Origin of the sequence: Hymenobacter jeollabukensis (genome assembly GCF_005771675.1) — a bacterium.
GTDB lineage: Bacteria > Bacteroidota > Bacteroidia > Cytophagales > Hymenobacteraceae > Solirubrum > Solirubrum jeollabukense.
The window spans coordinates 693222-716663 of record NZ_VAJM01000002.1 but is presented as its reverse complement, the minus strand read 5'-3'; the positions used below and the strand labels follow the sequence as shown (position 1 = coordinate 716663).

The 23442-nt window shown below is 61.9% G+C and carries 15 protein-coding genes; 8 read left to right on the top strand and 7 right to left on the bottom strand.

Annotated features, from left to right (window positions below; translation table 11 throughout):
• The first annotated feature begins 68 nt into the window (after window positions 1-68).
• Window positions 69-608: a PPC domain-containing DNA-binding protein gene (locus FDY95_RS07075; RefSeq protein WP_171025564.1), complete on the top strand. Its 540-nt coding sequence runs from the start codon at window positions 69-71 to the stop codon at window positions 606-608.
• A gap of 421 nt (window positions 609-1029) precedes the next feature.
• Here the strand turns inward: FDY95_RS07075 and FDY95_RS07070 are convergent, their stop codons facing one another.
• Window positions 1030-1428, bottom strand: a complete 399-nt coding sequence (locus tag FDY95_RS07070) for a winged helix-turn-helix transcriptional regulator (RefSeq protein ID WP_212744860.1) — start codon at window positions 1426-1428, stop codon at window positions 1030-1032.
• Between the two features lie 90 nt (window positions 1429-1518).
• Here FDY95_RS07070 and FDY95_RS07065 point away from each other — a divergent pair, with 90 nt between their 5' ends.
• A complete protein-coding gene (locus tag FDY95_RS07065) occupies window positions 1519-2379 on the top strand; it encodes an MBL fold metallo-hydrolase (protein WP_138076068.1) in 861 nt (286 codons plus the stop codon).
• Between the two features lie 265 nt (window positions 2380-2644).
• Here the strand turns inward: FDY95_RS07065 and FDY95_RS07060 are convergent, their stop codons facing one another.
• Window positions 2645-3403, bottom strand: coding sequence for a DUF72 domain-containing protein (locus FDY95_RS07060; protein ID WP_138076066.1), 759 nt, complete (start codon window positions 3401-3403; stop codon window positions 2645-2647).
• Between the two features lie 142 nt (window positions 3404-3545).
• On the opposite strand from FDY95_RS07060, the gene FDY95_RS07055 reads away from it, so the two are divergent.
• The 3 genes from FDY95_RS07055 (at window position 3546) to FDY95_RS07045 (ending at window position 6655) form a co-directional block, all read left to right on the top strand.
• A complete protein-coding gene (locus FDY95_RS07055) occupies window positions 3546-3728 on the top strand; it encodes a hypothetical protein (protein ID WP_138076064.1) in 183 nt (60 codons plus the stop codon).
• Between the two features lie 287 nt (window positions 3729-4015).
• Complete coding sequence (locus FDY95_RS07050) at window positions 4016-4564, top strand: histidine phosphatase family protein (protein ID WP_138076062.1); 549 nt, start codon at window positions 4016-4018, stop codon at window positions 4562-4564.
• Between the two features lie 576 nt (window positions 4565-5140).
• Window positions 5141-6655: a hypothetical protein gene (locus tag FDY95_RS07045; protein ID WP_138076060.1), complete on the top strand. Its 1515-nt coding sequence runs from the start codon at window positions 5141-5143 to the stop codon at window positions 6653-6655.
• Window positions 6656-7096: 441 nt separating this feature from the next.
• Here the strand turns inward: FDY95_RS07045 and FDY95_RS07040 are convergent, their stop codons facing one another.
• The gene (locus FDY95_RS07040) at window positions 7097-11422 is read right to left on the bottom strand and encodes an IPT/TIG domain-containing protein (protein WP_171025563.1); all 4326 of its coding nucleotides are present in this window, start codon (window positions 11420-11422) and stop codon (window positions 7097-7099) included.
• 736 nt (window positions 11423-12158) lie between these two features.
• Here FDY95_RS07040 and FDY95_RS26235 point away from each other — a divergent pair.
• The 3 genes from FDY95_RS26235 (at window position 12159) to FDY95_RS07030 (ending at window position 17228) form a co-directional block, all read left to right on the top strand.
• Entirely contained in the window at window positions 12159-12485 is a 327-nt protein-coding gene (locus tag FDY95_RS26235; RefSeq protein WP_171025562.1) for a hypothetical protein, read from the top strand.
• A gap of 1040 nt (window positions 12486-13525) precedes the next feature.
• Complete coding sequence (locus FDY95_RS07035) at window positions 13526-15814, top strand: ankyrin repeat domain-containing protein (RefSeq protein WP_317129479.1); 2289 nt, start codon at window positions 13526-13528, stop codon at window positions 15812-15814.
• A 379-nt stretch (window positions 15815-16193) separates the two neighbouring features.
• Window positions 16194-17228, top strand: a complete 1035-nt coding sequence (locus FDY95_RS07030; protein ID WP_138076054.1) for an NHL repeat-containing protein — start codon at window positions 16194-16196, stop codon at window positions 17226-17228.
• A gap of 397 nt (window positions 17229-17625) precedes the next feature.
• Here FDY95_RS07030 and FDY95_RS07025 read toward each other — a convergent pair whose 3' ends face one another.
• The 4 genes from FDY95_RS07025 to uvrA all read right to left on the bottom strand — a co-directional run bounded on the left by FDY95_RS07025 (window position 17626) and on the right by uvrA (window position 23316).
• Window positions 17626-18864, bottom strand: a complete 1239-nt coding sequence (locus FDY95_RS07025) for a site-specific integrase (RefSeq protein ID WP_138076052.1) — start codon at window positions 18862-18864, stop codon at window positions 17626-17628.
• A 444-nt stretch (window positions 18865-19308) separates the two neighbouring features.
• The gene (locus FDY95_RS07020) at window positions 19309-19722 is read right to left on the bottom strand and encodes a DUF2251 domain-containing protein (protein ID WP_138076050.1); all 414 of its coding nucleotides are present in this window, start codon (window positions 19720-19722) and stop codon (window positions 19309-19311) included.
• An 88-nt stretch (window positions 19723-19810) separates the two neighbouring features.
• On the bottom strand, window positions 19811-20296 hold the full coding sequence (locus FDY95_RS07015) for a hypothetical protein (RefSeq protein ID WP_138076048.1): 486 nt from the start codon (window positions 20294-20296) through the stop codon (window positions 19811-19813).
• 119 nt (window positions 20297-20415) lie between these two features.
• Window positions 20416-23316 carry an excinuclease ABC subunit UvrA gene (gene uvrA / locus FDY95_RS07010; RefSeq protein ID WP_138076046.1) on the bottom strand — a complete coding sequence of 967 codons (2901 nt, stop codon included), beginning with the start codon at window positions 23314-23316 and terminating at the stop codon, window positions 20416-20418.
• Window positions 23317-23442 lie beyond the last annotated feature (126 nt).

The following is a 23442-nucleotide window of genomic DNA, read 5'->3' as shown; positions in this document are numbered from 1 at the left end:
AGCCTTTCACCAGTACATAACCAACCACCATGACCATTTGTCGAGTTAAACAACTCCTTGCCGCTGCTGTGCTCGTTGCCAGCACTGGCTACGCGGCTCAGGCCCAGGAATACGTGTCGCCCGCGAAGGGCAAACCCGTGCAAGCCGGCAAGGCTCCGGGCATGCAGGTCAAGCTGCTGAGCACTAACGGCCAGACGAAAACCTACGTGCTGGTCTTCGCCAAAAACGACGAAGTCATGTCGGGCCTGACGGAATTTGCCCGCACCTACAACGTCAAAAGCGCGCACTACCAGGCCATTGGGGATGCGCTGTCGGCGAAGATTGGCGTGTATGACTACGGCCGCAAGCAATTCAAAGTCATTTCGATAACCGAACCCTGCGAGGTCACGTCCTTGACGGGCGACATTGCCGTGCTCAACGGGCAGCCGGCCCCGCACTCGCACCTGAACCTGGCCGCGGCCGACGGCAGCGTGCGCGGCGGCCACCTGCTGGAGCTGGTTATCGGTCCCACTCTGGAGCTGATTGTGACGGTCGAGCCCACGCCGCTCTACAAGCGGCTCAACGAAGAGTTCGATGCCAATGTGATTGACCCCGCGCTGAAAAAGTAGGGGTAGTTCTTTTTCCGAATTCCTGGCCGGGCTGGTGCGCAGCCACGAGGCGGGTACCCGGCAGTTGCCTGTGCACACGGATGGTTGCGGACCTGCCCCAGGCCTCGCTGGGCTAAGGGCAGCGTCTTACGCAAGGCAACGTAGTCACGCTGTTGGCGCACGTTGGCCCAGTCAGCCGCTCATAGAAAACGTTGGTTTCAATCCCGATGACCCTGTAGTACGGCGGCGCCCGCGTCGCCGCTGTACTACAGGGTCATCGGGATTGAAGCGCTCCAACACATAAGTCAAGGCACGGGGTACGGCGTTAGTCAGCGCGGCCAGCTTGTGGCAGAAGTCGTCGAGGCAAGCAGTTGGCATAGCCGACGGGAAGGCGTATTCCCAACAAGCGGCTCCAGTCATTGACTGTGGCCGCTGCTCTGCGCTACCGGGCGTCGTGGAGCTGCGTGCGTTTCACCGACCAGTCGTAGAGCCTGGCCAGCACTTCTTCCAGCTCCTGGCCGGTTTCGGTGAGGCGGTACTCCACTTTGGGCGGCACCATCGGGTATACCTGACGCGCAATGATGCCGGCCGCCTCCAGCTTCTTCAGCGTTTGGGTGAGCATCTTGGGCGAGATGCCGTCGATTTGCCGCAGCAAGTCGCTGGTGCGCTTGACGCCCGGCAGCAGCGCCAGCAGCACCAGCAAGGTCCACTTGTCGGCCAGCAGCATCACGGCCTGGTGCAGCAGGCAGGTCTCGTCCATGAGCATCGGCTGGTCGGCCATCGTCATGACCTGGCAGAACAACGACATTTTTTTTTCCGGGCTGCTGGGCTGCGTTTCCATTTTTCACTTTTGGGTGCGTAAAGCACTACAAAGTGCCTTCTTTTCTGGGTAACTGGCCCGCTCTACGTTTGTTCCATCAACCCCACAAACATGGAACAACAACCCCCACTTGCCACCCTGCCGGCGGTGCTGCAATGGCCCATCGGCCGGAAGCTGGTGACGGTGCTCAACGACAGCCGCTTTCCGGACGCCGATCCTTACTTCACCCACGTGCCCGAGGGCGGCCTGCAGCTGCAGCTCCAGCGCGCCTTTCGCTCGACCCCGGCGGCCCTGACCACCAACGTGTTTCTCATTCAGTCCGACGACCACGCCCCGGTGCTGATTGACACGGGTATGGGTGCCAAAATGGCTCCCGCTATCCAGGGCCGCCTGCGCGAGGCCCTGGCCTTTATCGGCGTGCAGCCCGCCGACATCGGCTTCATTCTGCTGACCCACCTGCACGGCGACCATTACTACGGCTTGCTGGACGAACACGGGCAGAAAGCCTTTCCCAACGCCCGGGTGTGGGTGTCCGAAACCGAAGCGGCCTACTGGTTCGACAACGCGGACCTGAGCGAGTACGACCAGCAGAACGCCGCCTACGCCCGGCTGGCCCTGCAGCCCTACGAGCCCCTGCGCGCCGCCGGCCCCGAGCTGCTGCCGGGCATCACCCCGGTGCCCTTGCCGGGCCACACCCCGGGACAGACGGGCTTCCGGCTGCAGTCGGCCGATGAGGAGCTGCTGTTCTGCGCCGATGTGCTCAACCTACCGGCCGTTCAGGCGGCCTTGCCCCAAGTAGGCTTCGCTACCGACGTCGACCATGCGCTGGCCGTGCAGACGCGCATCCGCACCCTGCAACAGGCCGCTGACCGCCGCTTGCTGCTGGCCGGTGCCCACTTCGAGTATCCCTGCCTACACTATGTGGAAAAAGACGGCACTGGGTTCCGCCTCATTCCCCGCCAGTGGCTGTAGTCAGGGCAGTCGTTTTTGAAGATTGCTTTTAGAGCAGGCTGTATAAAACGAAGGCCCCGTTTGCTGTTGACAGACGGGGCCTTTGTTTACCTGAACAATGTACAGCTATACGACCGTTATTATGAACATGTGTTCATAATAACGGTGGATTTGGTTAACTTCTTTCTGGCGAAAGGAGGGTTTACCCAGGTAGGCCCGCACCGTGGTTAAACACGACCTGGCCCTGGACACCGGCGCCCCCTGCCCCGGACGCGCGTCGTACGGCTCATGCCCGCTGAGCTACCAGCCGGTACAGGTCTTGGGCATTGTCAAACGCGGCGCCCATGGTATTGTTGAAGTAGGCATACACGTCTTTCCCCTCGCGGAGGTAGTCGTGTATCACCTCGGCCTGGTCGTGCAGAAAGTCGCGCTCGTAGGACGCTTGGTAGTTGCCCTGCGGGCCGTGGAAGCGCATATAGACAAAGTCGGCCCCCTCGTTGAGCCGGGCGTTTCGGGCGGGGCCTTTATCGTGCAGCACGAGGCTGGCGCCGTGGTGGTCCAGCATCTCAAACGCATCCCCGGCATACCAGCTGGGGTGGCGAAACTCCACCGCTTTGCGCCACTCGCGGGCAGGGTCTGCTGCGGCAAGCGCAGTCAAGAGGGCACTGACCGCGTGTAGCTGACGAATGGTGTTGCTGGGCGGGAACTGAATGAGCAGGCATCCCTTTTTGGGGCCCAACGCCCGTGCGGCCTCTAGAAAGCGGGCAATGCCGGAGAGGTCCTCGGCAAGATTCTTGGCGTGCGTAATATCGCGCCACAGCTTGAGGGTAAAGGCAAACGCAGGGCCGGTTTCCGCGGCCCAGGCCGCAAACGTTTTGGGCTGGGGGATGCGGTAGAAGGTGCTGTTAACCTCCACCGAGTTAAACAGGGTGGCATAGTAGGTGAGGCGGCTCGTGGCCTGATAGGCCTCCGGAAAGGTGGCCTTGGGGCCCCGCACGACGATGCCGCTGGTGCCCGTGCGCAGGGTGCCAAGGAGGGCAGGCATGGGAGGAAGGTATACGGGCGTTTCGTGGTCTAACGTGCCACGCGGCCTCGGCGTTTTACCTCCTACGCATCTTCACGGGGGCCAAGCGTATCAACCTGCTGGTCAGCGTAGCGCTCTTGACAGGCCAGGCAGGGGCTGCCGCGTGAAGGCCCGGCACGCCGCAGAAGCCAACGAGCAGCGTTGCTACGCCGGGTCGCGGCTGCGCCTGCCCGACCCGCGCCCCCGGGGCACGCGTTGCCTCATCGACCGCCGGCCGCGCCCGTTCACCGCCGCCGCGCAACGGGTGCTCGACCGGCTGGCCGCCTTGGTCAGCCAGGCCAGTTGAGCTAGGTTGCTGCCAACGTAGCGGGCAAACACCTGGGCCGTGGTCAGCGCTTCGGCGTTGGCCAGGCATTGGCAAGGGTCGACTGGGCGGGCCTAGATGGGGCGTGTCGGGTCCGAAAATCGGCGCGTATGCCGTACATTGGAACCATCTGTTTCCGCATGAGCAGGGCTGCAAACAGGGAGCAGCTGCTTCACGCCGTCGGCTCTGCAGAGCCGACTTTTCCGATGCCCTAACGACTCTTCAACTTGGGGTAGCCACGTTAAACGCAATCAACCGCCTTGTCCGCTATGAGCACGCGCCTGTTTCTCTGGGTCTTATTTCTGACGGGTTGTCTGGGGCTACCCAACTGCTCCTCTAAGTCAGAAGAACCGGCTCCACCAGCTGTCCAGCCCGTGGTGACCACCGTGCACCTGTTGCGGCACGCCGAACGGGATAATGCGTCCCATCCGACCGACCCCACGTTGTCTGTGGCGGGCCAGGCGCGAGCCCAGGAATTGAGCCGGCTGCTGGCCACCCCGGTCCCGGCGGCCCTGTTCACCACCGACTTCCGGCGCACCCGCGCCACCCTCGCCCCGCTGGCCGCGGCCACGAACCTGGTGCCCCAGGTATACGATGCTACCCAGCCGGCCGTACTGGCGGCGCTGATTCGGACGCAATACGGGGGCAAAACGGTGGTCGTGGTAGGCCATTCCAACACCGTCTTGCCGCAGATTGAAGCGCTGGGCGCCCCGCGGCCACTCGCCGATATCCCCGATACCGAATACGACAACCTCTTCAAAATCACCCTGGTCGACGGCGCAGCTCCCGTTGTGGTCGTCAGCAAATACGGCCAGTAGCTCAGTTCGCGTCTGCCTGAACGGTAGTCTATGGTTAACTCAAAGCCCCACCGGAGCAATTTCGGTGGGGCTTTTGTTTACCTCTGGGTTTGTTCAGAAAAACGAGCGATTTAGTTTGCGTAGCTGGATTATAACAAAGAATGCTAGCATAGCAGAGAATGGCACGGATATTAAAACAGCCGTGAAGGCCCCAGAATGGCAAGAAATGCGTGGTCACGTGGGCGCTTCTACATAAAGGCCAGTACGACGCAGCCGAAGCTAGCAGCATACTGTACAAGCGACGCACTTTTCGCACCAACGAGAAAACGATCCAACGATTCGCAACACCTGAACGCCTTCGGCGCAAGGCAGCAGCAGCTATAGGTTTTAATCATAGGTGATAATGAAAAGAGTATACAACAAAGCGAGTAGAGATAAAAGATGGCCTTTATGGAGGAGAGATTTAAAGCACGGCCTCTAGGCTGTTCTGTCGCTAAGTAATTTCGCCCCGCAAACCTCATGGGCCAATCAATTCCGTTGCGGGATTTGTACAGGCCGTCGTCCACCAAGTATCAATCAGCTAACTGCAGGTCTAGTATGAAGTTTTTACCCTGTTTGGGCCTATTGCTCTTCATGGCCATGCAGCAGGCGCGAGGGCAAGCCTGGCAGCAAGTCGTGCCGCTTCTCGCCGATAGCAGCAGCGCCTCAAGTGCCCCGGCCATTGAAGCGCTGGTCACCGATGCGGCCGGGGATGTGTATGTAGCCGGCCGGTTCGAGGGGCATCTGACCCTGGGCAGCCTGCAGTTGCAAAGCGCCGGGGGAGCAGACGCTTTCCTGGCCAAGTGGAGCCCTGGCCAGAGCCGTTTCGTGTGGGCACTGCGCGCGGGCGGAGCGGGCGACGACGGAGCGCAGGCCCTGGCTACCGATGGAACCAGTCTGTATCTGGCCGGCCGCTTTCAGAGCCCGGTAGTGACCTTCGGAGCCCTCGCCCTGCACAATACCGACCCCACGGGCACCACGGTAGATTCCTTCCTCGCCAAACTCACGCCGACGCAGAACACCGCCGCCTTTACGTGGGTTGTTCCGTGGGGCGGCCCCGGCGATAATTACCTGGCAGCGCTGGCGGTACAAGGCGCCGATTTATTCGTAACGGGCAATTCCTTTGCGGAAATCACCCTGGCGCAGACCCCGGTCGCGTACGACAATGCGTTTGTGGCCAAGCTAACGGACGAGGGAGCAACCGCACGGGTACAGTGGGCCATGCCCATAGGAGGCGCGGCCAGCGCCCTGGCCGTAGCCGGTGAAGCGGTGTACGTGGCCGGCGAATTCAGATCCCCGGCCATCACGTTCGGCAACGTACTGCTGACGAAGACCGAGGCGGGCAGCAGCGCATTCGGCTTGGGCCAAGACCGGCACGCGTTTGTGGCCCGGCTCGACGACCGAGGGGAGCAAGGCAAGTTTATGTGGGCGCAACGCATCGGGGGCTACGGCAACAGCGTGGTGCGCTGCAAGGCGCTGGCTGTTGAAGGCGCCCAGGTGTACCTGACCGGGGAGTTTTACGGAAAAGCGAAGTTCGGCCCTTTTCTATTGCGTTCCAGCGCCTACGGACATACCGGCGACGTATTCCTGACCAAACTGGTGGCCGCCGGCGACGAGGGACGCTTTGCCTGGGCCCAGCAGCTCGGCGGCGCGGATGAGGAGCAAGTCCAGGCATTGCTAGTTAAAGGCCATGACGTGTACGTAGCGGGTACGTTTCTAAGCGACTCCCTGGCGCTAGGGGCCCTTACCCTGAAACGAACCCGGGCGCCAAGCACCGCGCAGGAGTTGTTTGTGGCGCATGTGCTCGACGCCGACACGACGAGCCGCGTGACCTGGCTGCGCGGCGAGGTTACGGGCGGGCCCGCGGCGGCAACGGCCTTGGCGCTGCGTGGCACAACGCTGTACGTGGCCGGGCAGGCTCAACTGCCGGTTGCGTTTAGCGGCAGAATCCTCACGCAAGCCGCCGGAACCCACGGAGCCTTTCTGGCGGCCATGCCCGCCGGGGCATTCGCCCGCAAGGCGGCCGGGCAACCCAAGCCTGCCAAGCGCCGGTCCAAGCTCATAACGAAGTAAAAATACCCCAAGCGGAAAACGGTGCTCGGCAGCTCCGTACGGGCTGCCCCATCAACATTGTAGGGAGGACAATTGACAAGAGTGCGCAGCAACCGGCGGCCCTAAACTCCAGTCGATACCTCTGCAGGGTGAGTTCTGCAACAGCCACCCACGGCCGTTCAACTTTACGGCCGAGAGTGTTCAGATGAACAAGGTATCGCTAAACGTTGCTCGCATCAGGCTACGGCCTTGCATCACGACCACATCCCATAACGCACAACGCCCCTGCTTCGCGCGAAGCAGGGGCGTTGTGCGTCAGAACCACCGAGCTTTTAGCTGTCGAGCCCTTGTTGACGGAAAACCGCTGAGGCGACAGGGCCACCGAGCCCGGAAAGGTATTGCTTGGCGGCGGCCAACGGTGGATTGATGAGCGAAAGCAAGTTGCTCGCGGGGTTCAGTGGGTTAGTGCAGCACCAATTTGCGGGTGAGCGTACCAGCGCTGGTGCGCAACTGCACGGTGTACACCCCCACCGGAAGCTTGTCTACTGCCAACGGCTGCTCCAGCAGTGGGCCGCGCAGAGTCAGGGGCTGGGTCTGCACTACCTGGCCCAGCGCATTGACCAAGCGCAGCTCGGCGCTGCCGGCGGGCAGGCCCGCGGCGACCAGAGTCACGCTCGTGCCGGTGGCCGGGTTCGGGTATACCTGCAAGGTGGCACCAGCCAGCTGGTGCGCCGCGGTGGCCAGCGGCCGGCTGGCGTTGAGGTGCAGCACAAAGCGGACGGTGCTCAAGCCCTGCGCCAGCTGCGCGGTGTAGGCGCCCTGGCGCAGGTCGTGCCAGGTGCCGGTCAGGCGGTCCTCCAGGAGCAGCTGGCTGGTGGCCGGGAAGTTCACCAGCTGCTCGGGCGCAAACGTGTAGGAACCGGCCTGCGGGGCATTCACCGCCAGCGTCAGGTCAAACGGCTGGCTGCCGGTGGGCAAGCCCTGGATGGCAAAGCCGTTGGCGCCATCCTGTTGGTAGAGCGTGGGCTGCTGGCCGCCGTTGAGCTGCATTTTCAGCGCGTCGAAACGGGAATCGAAGCCCGGCGTAGCGCCGGCTTCCTGGTAGCAGTAGAACGCATCGGCCTCGGCCGGAGCACTGCTGCCAGTGCGCCGCAGCCCCAACGCCAGCAACGGCCGGGTTTCCTGCGTGCGGTACACGGCCGGGTTCAGGTAGCTGGCTTCGCGCGCGGCGTTGGTGAAGGTGAGCGTAGCTGCGCTTGTACCCGTCGTGACCCGGGCAAAGAAGCCCTGCGCCATGGCCACAATGTTGGCGCCCGCCGGGCCCACGCCGTTGACGTAACTCACGTAGCTGCCCGTATACTGCCCGCTGGAACGGTACACGTACAAGGCGTTGTCCACGCCGGCCGGGCGCACCAGGTTGTCCCAGTTGAGCGGCGAGGGGTAGGGGTTGCCCAGCAGCTGCCAGCCCGAAGCCGCGGTGCCGCCGCGCGTCAGGGTCACCGGCACGGCGCCGTTGTTCAGCGGACCGGTGAAGTCCACGGTCGTCGGGCTCAGATTCGACGTGTAGCCCCGGCCTACGGTCAGCGGGCTGCTGGTAGCGGCCGGCGACTCCCAGCCGTAGTCGAAATCGGCCGTGGTCCCGCTGCCCGTCAGGCGCTGCTCGTTGTACTGAAACACCGTCGGGAACGGGGTTACGGCGTAGGGGTTCGGCGCCGAGTTGTAGGCCGGATTCACCACGGGCGTGGTAGCGGGGGCGGCCAAATCGGCCACCGTGGCGCCCGAGGCCACCGGGCTGCTGAAGTGCCGGTACCCCGGGCCCGCATTCAGCGCGGGGCTGAGGTAGCGCTGCACCGTCACGTTGCCGGTCACGACGCCGCTGCCCAGGTTGGCCACCATGCCCGTGTTCTGGGCATCCGACACGAGGGTGAGGTTGCCGTTCGACGCCAGGTTGCCGCTCGTCAGACTCACCACGCCGCGCACCTGTACCGGGCCGGTCAGCGTGGCCCCGGGAGTGCCCACCAGTAGGCTGAACAGCTGCGTGGTGCCGGAGCCGCCCAGCAGCTGGGCCGTGGTCGTCGAGGCAAGACGTAGGGGGGCCTGGCCCGTGGTGGTGTAGCTGCCGTTGTTGACCACATTGGCCTGCACTTCCAGCAAGCCGCTGGCTTGGGTGATGGTGCCGTTGTTGGTCAGCGCGCCGAGCACCTGCAGGGTGCCGTTCGACAAGCTCAGCGAGGCCCCCGCGGCGACCGATACGGAAGCCACGGCCGGTTGCGTCGTGCTTACCACCGGGTAGCGCGCGGCGCCGGCCGGGATAACCACGTCGTTGGTAGTACCCGGCACCGTGCCCAGGCTCCAGTTCGACGCCGCCGTCCACGCGGTGGAAGTCGCGCCGGTCCACACGTTGGCCGTGGTCGGCGTCGCCACCGTGAAGGCCAGACCGCGCGAGCTGCCTTCCTGCAGCGGCCCGCCGACTGGACGCACATACCCGGTGCCGGCACCCGCAGGCACCGTCACCCGGGCTTGGGTGGGGCTCAGCAACTGAAAGCTGGTGCCCGGTACGCCGTTGAAGGTCACGCCCGTAATCTGCGCCGGTATCGGGAAGCCCGAGCGCGGGTCGGTGCGCTGGAAGTTGAAGCCGGTCACCGTCACCACCGTGCCCGCCGGGCCGCTGCTCGGCGACAGGGAGCTGATAACCGGGCTCAGCACTTCGAAGTTGGCCCCGCTCAGCCCGGGCGTGTTCGTCACGACGAACCCGCCGTTGCCCGACAAGGCCGACACGCCGCTCAGATCGGGCACCGTGGCGGTAATCTGGGTTTCGCTAACCACCGTGTACACCACGGGGTAGGTCAGGGAGTTTAGCACGTAGGCCACCGTGGCCCCGGTGAAACCCGAGCCGCTAATGGTGGCGTTGTCGCCCGTCAACCCGCCGGGATAGGCGCTGGCGCCCACCGTGGCCGCCGTCACGGCCAGCAGGCGCAGCGCGGTGGCCGACGTGGCCGTGCCCGCCGGCGTCACCACCTGCACCAGGCCCGACGGCAGGTCCGGCGACGCGGACGTGTTGGCGAACGGAACCGTGGCCGTCAGCTGCGTGCCGGCGGCATTCACCGTAAACGAGGGCTGGCTCACGCCGCTGAAGCGCACCGCCGTGGCCCCCGTCAGGTTAACGCCGGTGATGGTGACGGTCTGCCCGCTCTTGGCGAAAGTCGGGGCAAACGAGCTGACGACCGGGCCCTGCCCGGTAACGGTGAAGTTGCTGGTGCTGGTGCCCGTGCCCTGGGGCGTCGTCACCGAAATCGGTCCGGTCGTGGCCCCATTCGGAACCGTCACGGTCAGGTGGGTACCGGTGGTATCCACGGTAAAGCCCGACGCCGCGGTGCCGTTGAAGCTCACGGCCGTAGCCCCCATCAGGTTGGCGCCGGTCAGCGTCACCGTCGTCAGGTTGGTCGGCCCGCTGGGGGGCGTGAAGCTGGCAATAGACGGCTGCGCCGTGACGGTAAAGGGCAGGCGCAGATACGTAGATCCACCGAACCCAAAATTGCCCTGCACCTGCACGGTAACGGTTCCTGCACTCAAGCCAGGCGGCACGTCCGCCGTGGCCGTTTGCTGAACGCCGTTGGAGTTGGCGGCGAAGTTCAGCCCCGGCACGCCGTTGAAGGTAATGCCGGTGGCTCCCTGGCCAGCGCTGATTGACCAGTTGCCGCTGACCGTCACCCGGGTTCCCGCCGGCCCGCTGGTAGGCGACAAGCAGGAAGCGTATGGTGTATTGATCAGCAGGTTGAAAAAGAAGTTGTTGCCCGGCGCGCCGTACGGCGCTAGGGTACCCACGGAGGTGGTAATGGATGCCGAAACCGAGGGGTAACCAAACCCGGCCAAGTTGTACTGAAATACCACGTACAGCATGGAGTCGTTCAGCACCACCGGGCTGGCGGCAAACGACGACACGCTGCCGCAACCGATCAGGCCCCGGAAGCTGGCGCCGGTGGCCCCGAGGAACCCCGAGCCTTTCAGGTAAATCTGGTCCCCGTTGTTGATGGGGTAGGTGAACGTCGAGCTCTGGACAGCGGGGAAGTTATACCCGCGCGACGAATCGTAGTAGCCGATGACGTTGAAGATGCGCAGCTTGGTCGGGCTGGTGGCCGTGCCGGCCGGCGTGGTGGCCCGCACCAAACCGGTAGTAACGGGACGGGACGTGCCGTTCAGTTGGTAGTCCGGCCCCGGTACCGTAGTGGTAATCTGTGTGCCGTCGCTGCTCACCGTAAAAGTGGGTTGCGGCGCGCCGTTGAAGGTCAGTTGCGTGAGGCCCTGCAGGTTTTGGCCGCTGATGGTAATGGCGTCGCCGGGCTTTACGTAGGCAGGCGAGAAACTCGTCAGCACCGGCGCGGCGGCCACGCTCACGCCGACTTGCCCGGAGGCCGTGCAGTTGCTGGCGTTGGTGGCCGTCACGGTGTACTGCGCCGTGCCCGTGCTCGGGGGCGTGGCCGTGACGCTGCTGCCCGTGGTGGTTTGCAGCCCGGGGCCGCTCCAGCTGTAGCTCACGCCGCTTTGCACGTTGCTTACGCTCAGCGTGGTGCTCTGGCCTTGGGCAATGCTGCTCGGCGAAGCCGTTGCATTGGGAGTTGCCGGGGCGGGCGCCACGGTCACCGTCACCGCATCCGAGGCCGTGCATACGCTCGTCTGCGCGTCGGTGGCGGTCAGGGTAAAGACGTACTGGGTGTTGGCCGTGACGGTGGGCAGCGCCACCGTGGGCTGGGCCTGGCTGCTGCTGAAGCCCGCAATGCTGGGGCTCACCGACCAACTGTAGTTAACCCCCGTTTGGGCTGCCGCGCCGCCGAGCGTTACGCTGCCGCCCGAGCAGGCACTCTGGTCGGCTCCCGCGTTGGCAGTGGGCTGGCTGCAGCTCACGCCGTATTTAGCGACGAAATTACTTAGGGTGCTAAGGTCCGGTAGCGTGAGCGTACCCACGTTCAATTGGTAAGCATAGCCTCCGGCTACGTACAAGGAACCGCTGGCGTCCACACCCAAGTTTCTGATAACATCTTGGCTGGATTGGTTACTGGCGTTGAGCCCGGCCAAGATCTGCAGCGAAACCACTGCCCCCGTGGCCGAATAGCGGGTCAGGAACCCGTCGTCCGATGGGCGTGAACCCGGATCCAATACGCTGGTGCGGCTGTTGCCGGCAATACTTACGGTGCCGGAGAAGTAGCCACTGCTGTATATATCACCTCCGGTAGCCAGGGCCAGACCAGACATGGTGCAGTTGCCGGTCGCTGTGGAAGCGGTGGTAGTAACTTTAACCCACTCCAGAGTGCCGCTGCTGTTGAACCGAGCTACATACCCGCCCGTGGTGCCCTCTTGTATTGCTAAGGGAGTTGCTGCACTGCCGGTACCGATTGATACCGCATATGTGCCATTATTTGATTGAGCTGTGGCCAGATACACATTGCCAGCGTCGTCGGCGACTATGCCTATGTCCCGGGTGTAATCGGGGGGCGACGTCGTCGGTTGTTCAGTGATGTAAGCCAGCGTGGCCACCCCGTCGCTGGCCCCGATCTTCACCACGAATTTATTGGGCGTTCCGTATGTGGATGAAGACGAAAAATTGTTTGATAGAGAACTTCCCCATCCTATCGTGGCGCCTGAAAGCGTAGTGGTGTTTGAGAATACACCGGTAGCCCACACATTCCCTACTTTATCCAGGGTAATCTTGCTGGTTGAAGTAGCGCAATACCTATTACCATTAGTATTATTGGCACTGGGTCTGGAGACCCACAACACGCTACCAGTGGACGAGAATTTGGTTACTGTTGCCCAATTGTCGTCTGTGACGTTAGGAAAATTGCCGCTCAAGTAAAGGTTGCCTCCGGTATCGGCCACGATATCCGTTCCAGAAGCATGGAGCTTCTGCACCCATTGTACGGCGCCGCTCCCGCTATATTTCACGAGATACGAATCGTTGGCGGTGTTGCCTGTAACCGATTGGGAGCCGAACGTGACAGTTACGCCATTGGGCAACGGCCCCGACACGTATGCGCCACCGCTGCCATCGGCCGTCACGGCGGGCCCCGCCATTGTAACCAGCCGATCAAAATCAATCAGCCCAGCCCAGAGCGGCAGTCCCGCTGGGTCGTAGCGGACAATGTACATATCACTGCCGCCTGTAGAAGTGAGCGTCACGTTGTTGCCAAATGACATGGTGCTAGCACCCGTTCCTGAAAAGGCGCCGACTACGTAGCTATTGCCCGCCGCGTCGACCCCCATATCAGAAGAATTGGATTGGCCGGCAGCCGTGTGGGCCCACTGCCAACTCTGAGCTTGTGTGACTAAGCCGTTGCACAACAACAGCCATACGAATGACCACCACTTAAAGGTGGCCAGATGGTTTTGACCAGTAAAAATGCCCATGCGCCTGTGGTATTATGAGAGCGACACTTATGCTCTTAGTGCAACCATTAAATGAGAAAACTCCAAAATTAACATCTTTTTAATCACTTATGCTGTGTTTTATTAAATTATTGCAATCAAATAGCATTAATCCAAACAGCAATCATTAGAATCATAATAGCCCTGAGCTAGCCACTGCATACTTCTGCAAATAATGACCAGTGCAGCAGTTGGGAAACCTCAACACTCAGCTCAGGGACATCTTCGGGCGGATGAACAACTGGCAAACCATTTGATAATCAAAATATTGCACTACTGGTATCGCCTCGCGCTTTAGCTCTCCAATGCCTAGTGTCAATACCGCCGCTGCTCTAGTCCAAAAGAATAGCCTGTACCTCAATCTGCCGGCATAAGGGCACGTTCCGCTGCATACCTGCGGTACCAAACTTTCATATTATCTGGTACTTTAAGACTCACCTAGGAGTACATTATTTGATAATTTTGCTACCAATGCTTGGAGCGCGCCTATTCGTAAGCCTGTTTGTGGTACTGCTGGGGTACCCAGCCGAAGGTACCGCGGCCCAAGAGCCCGGTATTCCTTCCGGTGCCCGCTCCGGGCTCAGCAACAATGACTCTTTGCGATTAGCGGCGGCTACGGGCGACCTGGCTTTGGCCCGGCGCCTATTGACTCGGGGCGCGCAAGTGAATGACCGCTACCCCGACTCTGTTGCCACTGAGCCGGGCATGATCCTGGTACTACCTGGCCCACGCACTGCTCGCCCCGGCGAAGCCCCGCTGCACGTGGCTTTAAGTTACGACCAGGTGGCCATGACGAAGTTTTTGCTCGACCAGGGCGCCTGGGCTACGTTACCGGGCCCCGGAGGTGTCCTTCCGCTGGCCCTCGTGTTCGACGCCGTACCACCCCACGAACGGGCGCTGACCCGCCTGCTGCTGGCCTGTGACGTAGGGCCCGACCCCGCAGTCGGGCAAACCTGGACCCCTTACTTGTCCCGGCTTATTTACCACAACTTCCGCCGCGAACGTAGCCCCGGCAGCGGATTTGGCCCGCGAGCGATGCGGCGTCCACCGCCCGGCGAATTACTCCCGGCGCGGACCGACTCAGCCAGCGTAGCCCTACTCGATCTACTGCTCGCCGCTGGCGCCGACCCCGCGGAGGAAGACGTCAATGGAATGCGCCCCCTGCACCACGCCGTTACTTGCGGGGAGATGGGCATGGCGCGCTACCTCGTCACCCACGGGGCGGCCGTGGACGCGCCCAATGGGGAGGGCGCCACCGCCCTGCACCTTGCCGTGCGCCGCCGCGACGTGCCGTTGGTACGTCTGCTGCTGCGTCAGGGCGCCAGCATGACGGCCGCCAACTGGGCTGGCTACAATGCCTTACACCTCGCCGCCGAAACCGGTTTGCCTGAAACCATCGCCCTGCTGCTGCGCGCCGGCGCTGCACCCGACGCCCGCACGGCCAGCGAAACCAGCCTCTACACTGAGCCCCGCGGGTTTTACCCCAAGCGCACCGATTGGCACTCGACCCCGTTGCACTGCGCCGCCCGTGAAGGTCGGGCGGAGGCCGCTGGCCTGCTGCTGGCGGCTGGCGCCGACCCCAACGCCCAAGATGAGCAGGGACGCACCCCTTTGGGCTGGGCTCTGGCACTGCAGCGCGAGGATCATACGGCCGAGAACGACGGGGAAGCCCGCCGCAACCGCTGGCCGGGCGTGGCCCGCAATACCACTAAGCTAGTGGCAGCGCTGCTGGCCAAGGGAGCTGATGCCAGCCTCCCCGACCAAACAGGCAGCACACCGCTGCACGCTGCCCTGTGGTGGTATGCCGATACAGTCCTGGTGCGGCAGTTGCTGGCGCACGGAGCCTCGCCGAATGCGACCGACCACGCCGGCAATACACCTGCCGCCCAGGCTTTGGAACCGTTGACGCTGCCCGTATTGCAACTGCTGCTGGCCCACGGTGCGCGGCTGCAGGGGTGTGGCGCCTCGCCCATGCTTAATGGTCGGGTGGATAAGGAAGTAGCACGGGCCTGTCTCGCCGCAGGAGTCAGCTTGCTCGATCAGGACGAGGCCGGCCGTACGCCACTGCACGTGCTGCTCGAGGGTAGCGATTCGCTCCGTCTGGAAGTCCTGGAACTGTACTTGACTCACGGCGCACGGTTGGAGGTGGCCGACAGCGCGGGGTTCACCCCGCTGGCCCGTGCTGCAGGCCGTGGGGAACTGGCGCCGGTGCAGCGTTTGCTGGCCCACGGTGCCGCCCCCAACGGCAAGCCTAAGCAGCCGCCGTTGGTACAAGCCGCGGCAACCGGTAGCGAAGGGGCTGTTCGGGCGTTACTTCAAGCTGGTGCCCAGCCTGGGCGGTGCGCTACGGGAGGCATGAGTCCGCTGCTGGCGGCCGTCAGTAGCGCATACCCCTCTTTTGCTATTGTGCGAAGTCTGCTCGATGCTGGAGCGGACCCAAATCAAGCCAACCGCGAGGGCTACACTCCTCTGCACTGGCTCGTGCAGCACCAAGCCGACTTTCTGCGCCAGTTGACCCGATCAGACCAGGCTCAAGCGGAAGCAAACTTTTTAGCGGTGGCCCACCTGCTAATCGCCCGCGGCGGACGCCTCGATCTACGCAACGCGACCGGGGCATCGGCCGCCGAAGTGCTGGCCGCTAGCCAATTGCCGGCATTCAAATCCTTACGGGCTGCATTGGGTGAGCCCATGCGGGAGCCGGTAGCGCCAACCGACTTGCCCAGCCGAGTATTTCGTCACTCCGTTCCGTCAGGTTGGTAGTTGTCAAGCGGGGATAATTTATTGTGGAACGTTGCCTAGGCAAGCGCCAGAGCCCGTTGGCCAACGATTTTATATTAAGCGACATTGCTTACAGGAAGATGAGCTCCCAACACCCTACTGACAAATCACCAATCCAAAGTTGCGGGATCCGTTTTTCCTCTTTCCGGCTAGATCCTATTTATAATATTAATATGATTTAATTAAATCATATGTTTACAACTGCTTTGTATGGGACGTGAGCAAGCTCACTCTCTGTATTAGATCTTTTCCTACTTGGTACTTAACTGATACGGCATGCAGCTGGCTTCAGCTTGCCTTCGCTGCCATGTAACAGAGTCCGTCGAACAAAGCACTCATCATTCATTTAGCTTTCTGGTTCATGTTGCAAAACCGCAGTTTAAAGTCCCTGCCATCCTCTGCCAAGTTGGTACTTGCACTGTGCTTTCTTAGTTTGCTTTCAATCGGTTGTGAGAAAACCGACCCGACTCTGGGTACCGGTACAGCGGTGGAAACGCCGGGTACGTTTGTGACCACGTTAGCGGGCTCGGGAATACTAGGCTATGCCGAGGGCATGGGTACTGCTGCCTCATTCGGCCAAGCGTTTGGTATAGCCGTTAACAGCCAAGGAGTTATTTATGTAACGGATAATTATAACGACGCCATCCGAAAAATCACCCCTGATGGACAAGTATCAACCTTGGTGTCGTTCCCTGACCCAACAGGTATTGCGCTCGACAAGCAAGGCAACTTGTATGTGGGAAGCGAAGGCAATACCCGGATTCGCAAAGTGAGTCCGGCAGGCGTTATCAGCGACTTGCCGGGAGGGGCGGCTACCTATAACTTCAACTACCCACGAGGCCTGGCCGTGGATGCGCAAGGTGCGCTATACGTGACAGAGCGCCTCGGCTACCGGATTTGCAAAATTTCTCCTGCCGGTGACGTAAGTGTTTTGGCTGGCAGTGGAACAGCGGGCGTAGTCGATGGCATAGGTACTGCGGCCCGGTTCCACAGCCCGCATGGCATCGTCGTGGATGCAGACGGTACTGTATTTGTCAGCGAAGGGAACGGGAATCTAATTCGTAAAATCACCCCAGCTGGCGCCGTCACTACCTTCGCTGGCAGCGGCAGCTTGAATTCAGCGGATGGGATAGGAATAGCGGCACAATTCAATACACCCTACGGCTTGGCTATCGATGCTCAGGGGGTGCTTTACGCTACCAGTTTTGATTGCATCCGACGCATCACGCGCGACGGAGCGGTGACTACCCTTGCGGGACTACCCAACAATAGTGGCTACGCGGATGGCACCAACGTTACGGCACAATTCGCTTGGGCAACCTGCGTGGCTGGTGCTCCTTCTGACGGCCTTTATGTTACAGAGCCCTTACGGGTCCGTAAAATTATAGTACGGTAACGTATATCACTCAGGGCTATATTCAACGGGGCGTTACAGATTCCGGAGAGGGTATTCTACCGTAAGCCAAAAAGCATGTTTTTCGGAGCTCATCCGCTAAGCTGGCCGTTGCATCCTCTGCGTTACAGAATCCAGGGATAAGAAGTAAGTCCAGAAAGAAACGAACTGTTGCTTTGATGGCCCCAACTTTCTGGACCAGTACAATTATTCCTTCCTTTAACTGAACAACTCGGCGTCACCGTTTTGGCTGCACTTATCAGCCTCTGCAGCGCTATTTTTGGTTTAATAAACTTGTACAGCAATCAATGTTCAGCAGACCGGCTGGAGAGTTGGTAGCGCTGTACAAGCAAACGGCCCAGCGGTACACCGTTGGGTCGTTTGCTTGTCTCTTTTGCAATTACCCCCAGGCTTTCTCCATCTGGGTGCGCTTCTCTGCGTCGGCGACTTTGACGTAGCGCATGAGTGTCTTGAGGTCTTTGTGACCGGTGAACTTCATAATGACGGCCGGGGCCATGCCACGTTCCAGACTCTGGGTGACGAAGGTGCGGCGGCCGGTGTGGGAGGAGAGCAGCTCGTGTTTGGTTAGCCACTGTTCCACGCGCTGGCTGCCTTGGTAGTGCACGACCTGCACGGGCGTGTCCAGGCCGCAATGACGGCCCAGTTCCTTAACGTAGGCGTTAAACTTCTGCTGCGAGAGCTGCGGCAGCCCGTCGGGGTAACGCTGCAGAATAGCGCGGGAGTAACGGTTCAGGTCCACGTACAGCCAGTCCCGCGTTTTCACCGTGCGCACCACCAGCTGGTCGCCCTTGACTTGGTCGGGGCGCACGGTGCTGAAGTCGGAATGACGCAGGCCCGTGGTGCAGGCCAGCACGAACAGGTCGCGCACCCGCGCCAGCCGCGGCTCGGCCGTGAGGTCGTAGCTGGCCAAGTGCTCCAATTCGTCTTTGGTGAGGTAGACCACGTCGGTTTCGGTGTGGCGCAGGGGCTTGAACTTGCGGAAGGCGGCGTTGTCCGTGAGGCCCTGCTCGCCGGCGTAGCCCATCACCACCTTCACGCGCTTGAGCTGGTTGTTGGCCGTGCCGTTGGTCATGGCCTTGTCTTTCGTTAGGAAGGTGACGAACTCGTGGTAGAAGCCCGCGTCGATGCGCGCCAGCGTGAGCTTGCGGCGCTTCTGGGCGGCAAAGGCTTTAAGGTGGTTGAGCGTGGTCTTGTAGTGCTTGACCGTGCCGTGTGCCTTCGTGGCCTGCGTCGCTTGGATGTACTGCTCGAATAAGTCGAGGAAGTCGTCTGAGCTGGTAGTTAGGCTAGTTTTGGCGACTTTCTTAGGCGTGTCGCCTTGCGCCAGAAGCGTCAGTTGCTCGCGCAGATAGGCCGGTGTGGGCTCCACCTGTAGCCGTTGGGCGTCGGCCAGCAGGCGGTTGATGGTGGCCAAACGCCCTAATAAGCGGCCATTAAGGTCTTGTACCTCGGTCGAGTTGCCGGCGACTTTCTGCCGGGCGGCAAGCCACTGCTCGGGTTCGATCTTCTCGTTGGTAGAGAAGTAGTAGTTCTTGCTTTTGTAGACGTACTGCACGTACACAGTCGTCTTGCCGAAGCTGATGCGGTCGTTGCGGAGGCGGAGCTTGGTGGCAGCCATAAAGAGGGGAGGAGAGGGGGCTGCCCAAAGGTAGCAAATCTGTAAAGTGGGTATGCAAGTGGGTATGTAAATTCCATAATATGGGTGTAAGAGCGAGTAAGTAGCGGGTGTGAAAACCTGCTTTTAGGTACAAAAACGAAGGTTTTTTGCAAGGTGATGTATAATATTCAGTGATTCCAGCGGAATCACCGAAAACCCCGCCTGCACCATGCAGGCGGGGTTTTTCTTTACCCAACCCGCAATTTCAGCCCGTCGACCGCTCCCAATAGAACAGCATGAACTGACGGCCGCAGGTTGCACTTGGCAGCTTTAAGACGTTGGTTCTTGCGCAACAGCAGTCCACCTCTGTGCAACAGGCCCTTGCCGCTTTCGGTCTAGCTGTGAGCCAGTACTATGCTTCTCAACAATCAGATGGCCAATATGCAGATGGAGCCATCTGCTCGGCTAGGCCGCAAAATACTGGTCCACCAGCTCATCCGTCAGCTCGCGGGGGGTGGGCTGCAACTGGCGGGGCGGCGGGAAACCGGTGCGGCAAAAGCCGGCCTGCTGGCGGAAGTCGTAAAGGGCATGGCAGTAGCCGTTGAGCACGAAGCCCGCGGCGTCCTCGGTTTCGTTCCAGATGACGTTGGCCGTGACGGGCAGGTGCCGGTCGGCAATGTCGGCCACGTTGTAGATGTGCAGCGCGTCAAGCAGCTCCGGGCCGGGCTTGGTCCCGATGGCGTAGACGTAGCCGGTGGTGCCGTCATCTTCGAACATCAGTTCGTAGCCGCCGTGCGCGGCGGTGCTGCTCAGCAGGTAGTTTTCGGCACCCGGCGCGGGCTGCCCGATCAGAAACTGTGCTTCCGTGGTGGCACTCATGGCGTGGCAATGGTGGGTCGCAACGGCGCAGCCCGTTACCCCTACGGATAATGCGGCGCCGGGGCCGTCCGGCCGGGCTGGCGGCGGGCTAGCTGTAGGCGTCGGCGCAGTCGGGGGCGTCGCGGTGCAGGCGGGCCAGCTCGTCTTCCCACTCCTGCCACAGCTCGCGGCGGCGCGGGTCGTGCTCCAGCAGCCAGTCGAAGGCGGTGGCGTCGTCGGGGAAGAAGTGCAGCTCGAAGGTCATGGCCGTGGGCGGGTTGAATATCGGCGCCGTAGCCACCATGTGGTTGTGCAGATCATTCGGCAGCACCAGCGCCAGGTGCTGCACCGAGGTGGCGGCCATGGCCGGAAACCAGCTTTCCATGATCCAGGCCTGCTCCACGGGCCCCATCGGCGGCAGCTGGTCTATGTTCATCAGCCAGTAGCGCACCGGGTGCTGGCAGCTGAACGCCACCAGCCGCGTGAGCGAGGGCACGAAGTCGGCCAGCGGGCAGCCGCGCCGCCACGCCGCGCGCACCAGCGCCGCCGCCGCGTCGTACTGCATCAGGATAGCGGGAATGTCGCGCAGCATCATGGCCCTCAGCCCTTCGTCTTCCAGAAGATACCGCTTTTCAGCGGGTTTCGGTGGCGGGCAGGGCGCAAAAAAACGGGGCACCCGCTTGGGTGCCCCGCCAGGGTTGCGTGCCGCGCCTTCTACAGCTTTTCGGCCAGGAAGCGGGCGGTGTGGTTCGTGTCCTTGAGCTTCACAAACTGCTCCGGCGTACCCTCGAACAGCAGGTGCCCGCCGTTGATGCCGCCCTCGGGTCCGAGGTCAATCAGCCAGTCGGCGGCCTTCACGATGTCCATGTTGTGCTCGATGATAAGCACCGAGTTGCCCTGCTCCACCAGCGCGTTCAGGGCCGTGAGCAGCTTGTTGATGTCGTGGAAGTGCAGGCCGGTGCTCGGCTCGTCGAACACGAACAGGATTTTGTCGCTCTGCAGGGTGTTGCCCTTCGTGAGGAACGAGGCCAGCTTCACCCGCTGCGCCTCCCCGCCCGACAGCGTATTGGCCGACTGCCCCAGGCGGATGTAGCCCAGGCCCACGTCGTTGAGGGGCCGCAGGCGCTCGGCCACCTTGGGCTGGTTGGCGAAGAAGTCCAGCGAGTCTTCCACCGTCAGCTCCAGCACCTCGTCGATGCTCTTGTCCTGGTACTTCACGTCGAGGATGTCCTGCTTGAACTTGCGCCCGCCGCAGGCCTCGCAGGTCAGGTAGATGTCGGCCATGAACTGCATCTCAATCTTCACCTGCCCCTCGCCCTGGCACACCTCGCAGCGCCCGCCTTCGATGTTGAAGGAGAAGTGCGAGGGTTTGAAGCCCCGGGCCTTGGCCAGCGGTTGGTCGGCAAAGAGCGTGCGGATGGCGTCGTAGGCCTTCACGTAGGTTACCGGGTTCGAGCGGCTGCTCTTGCCGATGGGGTTCTGGTCCACGAATTCCACGTGCGACACGGCCGTCAGGTCGCCGCCCAACTTGTCGAACTTGCCGATGCTTTCCGACGACGTGCCGCCCAGCTGCCGGGCCAGCGCCGGGTATAGAATGCGCTTCACGAGGGTCGATTTGCCCGAGCCCGACACGCCTGTTACCACCGTCATCACGCCCAGCGGAAACTTCACCGTGAGGTTCTTCAGGTTGTTTTCGCGCGCCCCGACGACCTCCAGCGCGTTGCGCCAGGGCCGGCGCACCGCAGGCACCGGCACCTCGCGCTTGCCGCTGAGGTACTGCCCGGTGTAGGTCGTCTCGTCCCGCAGGATTTCCTGGTAGGTGCCCTGGAACATCAGGTTACCGCCGCCCGAGCCGGCCTCCGGCCCGATGTCGATGATCTGGTCGGCCACCTCCATCATCTTCTCCTCGTGCTCCACCACCACCACGGTGTTGCCCAGCTGCTGCAAGGAGCGCAGCACCCCGATCAGCTGCTCCGCGTCCTTGGGGTGCAGCCCGATGCTCGGCTCATCGAGCACGTACATCGAGCCCACCAGCGCCGAGCCCAGCGAGGTAGCCAGCTGAATCCGCTGCGACTCCCCGCCTGAGAGCGTGTTCGAAAGGCGGTTCAGCGTCAAGTAGCCCAGGCCCACGCGCACCAGGTAGCTCAGGCGGTTGTGGATTTCCGTCACCAGCCGGTCCGATACGCCCCGCTCGTGCTCGGTCAGCGAGAGGTTGTCGAAGAAGCTGAGCGCGTCCGAAATCGGCATGAGCACGATGTCGCTGATGCTGCGGCCGTTCACTTTCACGTACTGCGCGTCCTTGCGCAGGCGGGTGCCGCGGCAGTCGGGGCACACGGTGCGGCCGCGGTAGCGCGAGAGCAGCACGCGGTACTGAATCTTGTGCGTCTGCTCCTGCACCCAGTCGAAGTAGTCGTTCAGGCCCTGGAAGTACTTGTTGCCCTCCCAGAGCAGGCGCTGCTCGGCCTCGGTCAGCTCGTTGTAGGGCCGGTGAATGGGGAAATCGAAGCGGATGCCGTTTTTCAGCAGCGGCTTCAGCCACTCGCTCTGTTTCTCGGTGCGCCAGGGCGCCACGGCCCCCTCGTACACGGTCAGCGTTTTGTCCGGTATCACCAGGTCCGGGTCGATGCCGAGCACCGAGCCGAACCCCTCGCAGCGCTGGCAGGCGCCGTAGGGGTTGTTGAAGGTGAAGAAGTTGACGCTCGGCTCCTCGAACGTGATGCCGTCCAGCTCGAAGCGGTCCGAAAACGTGCGGGTTTCAGTTGTCAGTTGTGAGTTGTCAGTTGCCAGGCCGTTCTGGTTGTCGCCTACACTGGCAACTGACAACCCGCTCCTGACAACCAAACAGGTACCGTGGCCTTCGAAAAAGGCCGTCTGCACCGAGTCGGAGAGGCGGAACTGCAAATCCTCGTCGCCGGGCTGAATCACGGCGCGGTCAATCATGATCTGCACCTCCCCTACCGGCTCCGGTTTCCCCTCGGCCAGCAGGTCTTCGATGAAGGCCATTTCGCCATTGATGATGACGCGGGCGTAACCCTTCTGCAGCAGCAGATCCAGCTCCTTGCGCAGCGGGCGGCCGTCTTCCGAAGGCAGCAACGGGGCCAGCACCATCACGCGGGTGCCCTCGGGCAGGCCCATGAGGTAGTCCACCACGTCGGCCACCTGGTCCTTGCGCACTTCAAGGCCCGATACGGGCGAGTAAGTGCGCCCCACGCGGGCGAAAAACAGCTTGAGGTAGTCGTATATCTCGGTGCTGGTGCCCACCGTCGAGCGGTTGTTGCGCACCGTTACCTTCTGCTCGATGGCAATGGCCGGCGAGATGCCGCGGATGTAGTCCACGTCGGGCTTGTCCATGCGCCCCAGGAACTGGCGGGCGTACGAGGAGAGGCTCTCCACGTACATGCGCTGCCCCTCGGCGTAAAGCGTGTCGAACGCCAAGGATGACTTGCCCGAGCCCGACAGGCCCGTGACGACGATGAACTTGTTGCGCGGAAAAGCCACGCTCAGGTTCTTGAGGTTGTGTACCCGCGCGTTCTTGATGATGATGTACTCGCGCGGATCGAGCTGATCAATCGGGTCGTCCGCCGGGGCGGCGACTTGCAGGTTCTCCTGGGCCATAGGTTCCTCTAACACCGTTTCCCACCGCTAAGGTTTCGGCTAACGTGATTAGCCGCGGGACGGGTCGGCGAAGGTACGCAGGGGCGGGGTGGTTTGGGTAGAGCTGGTTACTTTAGCAGCGTTAGT